This is a genomic window from Acidithiobacillus sp. TH-A36 (assembly GCF_057473445.1).
Genome location: NZ_JBYCKP010000256.1, coordinates 1 through 4,712, shown reverse-complemented (window position 1 = coordinate 4,712; position 4,712 = coordinate 1). Strand labels below are relative to the sequence as shown.

General features: G+C 55.1%; 6 protein-coding genes. All 6 read right to left on the bottom strand.

The genetic code is table 11. The features are described from left to right. On the bottom strand, positions 1-630 hold a 630-nt coding region (locus AC2VLY_RS06755; protein WP_486894297.1), incomplete at its 3' end, for a M16 family metallopeptidase. Between the two features lie 17 nt (positions 631-647). Next, positions 648-2,726, bottom strand: a complete 2,079-nt coding sequence (gene pnp, locus AC2VLY_RS06750; protein ID WP_486894299.1) for a polyribonucleotide nucleotidyltransferase — start codon at positions 2,724-2,726, stop codon at positions 648-650. 10 nt (positions 2,727-2,736) lie between these two features. Continuing rightward, complete coding sequence (gene rpsO / locus AC2VLY_RS06745) at positions 2,737-3,006, bottom strand: 30S ribosomal protein S15 (protein ID WP_010641513.1); 270 nt, start codon at positions 3,004-3,006, stop codon at positions 2,737-2,739. 39 nt (positions 3,007-3,045) lie between these two features. Next, complete coding sequence (truB, locus tag AC2VLY_RS06740) at positions 3,046-3,927, bottom strand: tRNA pseudouridine(55) synthase TruB (protein ID WP_193651792.1); 882 nt, start codon at positions 3,925-3,927, stop codon at positions 3,046-3,048. Between the two features lie 2 nt (positions 3,928-3,929). Beyond that, a complete protein-coding gene (locus tag AC2VLY_RS06735; RefSeq protein ID WP_486921984.1) occupies positions 3,930-4,313 on the bottom strand; it encodes a ribosome-binding factor A in 384 nt (127 codons plus the stop codon). 9 nt (positions 4,314-4,322) lie between these two features. After that, a partial coding sequence (locus AC2VLY_RS06730) for an EF-Tu/IF-2/RF-3 family GTPase (protein WP_486921983.1) occupies positions 4,323-4,712 on the bottom strand: 390 nt, incomplete at its 5' end.

Here is a 4,712-nt window from a genome sequence, read left to right as displayed (position 1 = left end):
AAAGGCATGCTGCACCCATCCACACAAACGCTCATGATCCACAGCACCAACAGCCGTAACAATCAGGGGCGATTCGGCCAAAACCCGCTCGTGATAGTCCTGTATGCGTTTACGGCTGGCAGCACGAATACAGCTGGCCTTGCCCAACACGGGCCAGGCCAGGGGGTGCTCTCCCCATATTTCCAATAAGGCCCGTTCCTGTACCCAGTCCTCCAGGTCCTCGGCAGCCATGGCGGCTTCCTGGGCGACCACCTGTTTTTCCAGACGTAAATCCGCGTGATCAAAACGTGGGTGCGTGAGCATTTCACTGAGCAGCACAAAAGCTTCCTGAGCATCCTCGGCCAGCACCGTGCCATGGAAAACAGTACTCTCACGATCGGTGAACGCATTGATGGTCCCGCCCAGGGATTCCATCGCTGCATTCAGTGCATCTCCATCTCTTTTGGTACTGCCCTTGAAGAGCATGTGTTCCAGGAGATGGGCAAAACCGTTTTCATCTGCAGCCTGATCACGGCTACCATTTCCCAAGGTCAGGGACAGGGCCACGCTTTGGCGACCCGGCAACCTTTCGCTGAGAACGACTACGCCGTTATCCAGCGTGCTTACCGAAGCTTCGATATTTTTTGTCAAAACCGCCAAATCCAGAATTACTGGGTAATGTCCTTCATGCTGAGCTTGATTTTGCCCTGACGATCAACTTCCAGAACTTTCACCCGCACTGCCTGCCCTTCCTTGAGGTAGTCGTGGACATCACTGACCCGCTCGCTGCTGATCTGGGAAATGTGCAGCAGACCATCACGCCCCGGAAGAATGGTGACAAAAGCACCAAAGTCCATGATTTTGGCTACTTTTCCATCATATATGGTATCTACCTGCACTTCCGCCGTCAGCAGCTCAATCCGCCGACGGGCAGCAGCACCGGCTTCGCTGTCCACCGTGGCAATGGTGACCGTACCATTATCCTGAATATCAATGGCAGCACCGGTTTCTTCCGTCAAGGCGCGAATGACTTTGCCGCCCGGCCCGATGACATCACGGATTTTGTCCGGGTTGATGTGTATGGTAATAATGCGCGGGGCGTTATCCGAAAGTTCGACGCGGCCTTTTTCGAGTACTGCATTCATCAGACCCAGAATATGAAGACGTCCGGCGTGGGCCTGTTTTAGGGCTGCAGCCATGATTTCACGGGTAATACCGTCAATTTTGATATCCATCTGCAGGGCAGTGACACCCTGTTCGGTACCCGCCACCTTAAAATCCATGTCACCCAGATGATCTTCATCACCCAGGATATCGGTCAGGACAGCAAAACGCTCACCTTCCTTGATCAGTCCCATGGCGACTCCGGCAACGGGGGCCTTCAACGGAACACCGGCATCCATCAGGGCCAATGAAGCGCCGCACACCGTCGCCATACTGGAAGAACCATTGGACTCCAGCACTTCTGAAACCACCCGCAGGCTGTAGGGAAATTCGCTGGGCTCAGGCAGCACTGCGGCTACTGCCCGTTTTGCCAGACGACCGTGACCAATTTCACGGCGTTTGGGTGACCCCACCATGCCCGTTTCGCCGGTGGAAAATGGCGGGAAATTATAATGGAGCATGAAGCGATCACGACTTTCTCCCTGAAGAGCGTCGATAATCTGCTCATCGCCCTTGGTTCCCAAAGTTGCGACGACCAGAGCCTGGGTTTCACCCCGGGTAAACAGGGCCGAACCATGGGTGCGAGGTAAAACCCCCGCCTCAATCGTAATGGGTCGCACGGTCTTGGTGTCCCGCCCATCAATGCGCGGCGCACCATCCAGAATCCGCCCCCGGACAATACCGGTTTCGATTTTTTTAACAAAACCACGCACCATGTCTGCCCGCTGCGCATCTTCTGCGGCTAATTCTGCAACCACGTGCTGCTGAATTTCTTCAAGCTTTTTACTACGCGCCTGTTTTTCTACCAACGAGTAGGCTTCCTGCAGCAAGCCCGAAGCCTTGGCCTGCACCTGCTGACCCAAAGCCTCATCGGCTACGGGTGCCACCCAGTTCCAGCTGGTCTTACCCACTTCATGGGCCAGGGCCTCAATAGCCTCAATGACCGGCTGGAATCCGGCGTGCCCAAACATGACGGCCTCAAGCATCACTTCTTCAGACAGTTGCTGGGCTTCTGATTCCACCATCAACACCGCATTACGGGTTCCGGCCACGACCAGATCCAACTGCGATTCAGCCAATTGGGCAGCGCTGGGATTCAGGACATATTGTCCATTGACGTAACCCACCCGGGCGCCCCCAATAGGACCTCTGAACGGAATACCGGAAATCGCCAAGGCTGCCGAAGCACCAAGCATCGCCAGAATGTCCGGGTCATGATCGCGATCCACAGAAAGAACCGTGGCGATGACCTGCACTTCATTCATGAATCCTTTGGGAAACAAGGGACGGATGGGTCGATCAATCAGTCGCGAGGTCAGGGTTTCTTTTTCAGTTGGCCGACCTTCGCGCTTGAAGAAGCCCCCCGGAATTTTACCGGCAGCATAGGCTTTTTCCTGATAATTGACCGTCAAGGGAAAGAAGTCCTGACCGGGTTTCATTTCACGACGGCCAACGGCCGTCACCAGAACCACTGTGTCGCCACTGGAAACCAGTACCGCCCCATCAGCCTGACGCGCCATACGTCCTGTTTCCAGGTGCAGGGGCTGTCCGCCGAAATCCAACTCTTTCCGAATGATGGCCAAAACCTTCTCCTTACTTACGCAGACCCAGACGCTCAATCAGCGAACGATACCGATTCACATCACGCTTTTTGAGGTAGTCCAGCAGCTTGCGGCGTTGGCCCACCATTTTCAGCAATCCTTGACGGGAATGATGATCATGCTTGTTAATTTTGAAATGATCAGCTAATCCTTCAATACGAGTGGTCAAAAGTGCGACCTGCACTTCGGGAGAACCCGTATCTCCAGCATGGGTAGCATAACCCTGAACAACATCTGCTTTGACTTCACGCGACAGCGACATAAATTCTTCTCCTCGGAACTTCTAAAAAAACAATACTCCCTAGTTTACGCTCATGAGGCGGCGTGGCGCCACCTTTCCGTCGTCCATGACCTCTCCCAGACCGAGAAACTGCGCACCCGGTCCGTAAAGGCGAATACGTCCCAGCGAAGGTGCATGTGCCACCACCACACCCTGCCCCTGACGCAAATAATAAGCGGTGTTCTCCGTCAAGGTGACGGCGGGCAGATACTCCAGTGCCAGATCCATCGCCTTTAACGGACATTCACCCTGTTTCTGCTGCTCTGCCAACGCTTCCAGAGTAAATGCATCCTCGATCCTGAATGGCCCTGTGCTCGTTCGTCGCAACGCTTCGACATGAGCCCCACAATCCAAGGCCGCGCCCAAATCCATCGCCAGACTGCGAATGTAGGTACCTTTGGAACAATCCACATCCATGACCAGGCGATTCCCGGTGAACTCTACCAGGCGCAAACCGTCAATGCGCACCTGACGCGGCGCCCTTTCCACCTCAATCCCTTTACGCGCCAGCTCGTACAAAGGCTTGCCACCCTGCTTGATGGCCGAGTACATAGGGGGAATCTGGGCAATTTCTCCCAGAAAACGCGGGAGCATGGCTTCAATATCGGCACGCTCTACCGTGACCGCTTTTTCTTCCAGAATTTCACCCTCACGATCACCCGTGCTGGTTGTCTGTCCCAGCCGCAGGGTCGCCCGGTAGGACTTGTCGGCATTCAGAATATAATCAGAGACTTTGGTCGCCTCGCCAAAGAGCAGGACCAGCAGCCCAGTGGCAATGGGATCCAGGCTGCCGGTATGTCCCGCTTTTTTGATCCCCATAATCCGCTTGGCGCGCTGCAGGGTCGCGTTGGAGGTTAAACCCTCCGGCTTATCGAGCAACAACAAGCCATGCTGACAGGTCATGATCACGCTTCCTCATCCGCAGCGGGCGGCAAATGCGCCAGAATTTCTGCCATTTCAGCACCCCGATCAAAGCGCGCATCATAAACAAAGTGCAATGGCGGAATCCGCCGCAAGGCCAGCCGCTTCCCCAGTATCTGACGCATTTCTCCCGCCTGGGCATTGAGGATCTGTCGGACCGCAGCGGCGCGCCCGGGACCATCCATCAGGGAAAAGAAAACGGTTGCCGAACGCATGTCAGCAGGCAAGTCGACCATCGTTATGCTGGGCGGCAAGAGCGCCAGATCAGCAGGAAGGCCATGCAACTCGCGCAACAGCGCGGCAATTTCTTCACGGAGCAGGTGAGAAACCCTGGCGCCGCGCGGATAAGCACGATGAGTATGCTGCAACGCCAACTCCTAGACCGTACGCGCGACTTCAGTGGTTTCGTAGGCTTCAATGATATCCCCGTTTTTGAGGTCATTGTAATTGCGCAGACCGATACCACACTCGAAACCTTCCCGGACTTCCTTGGCATCATCCTTGAAGCGGCGCAAGGAATCCATTTCACCGCTGTGGATGACCACGTCCTGACGCAGCACGCGGACCTTGGCATTACGGCGAACAACGCCATCGATGACCATACAGCCGGCAATAGTACCCACTTTGGGAACCCGGAATGTTTCGCGGACCTCAGCATGACCAATGATTTTTTCACGGATTTCCGGTGCCAGCATGCCACTCATGGCGGCTTTGACTTCATCCACGGCATCATAAATCACGCTGTGATAACGTACATCTACACCGGT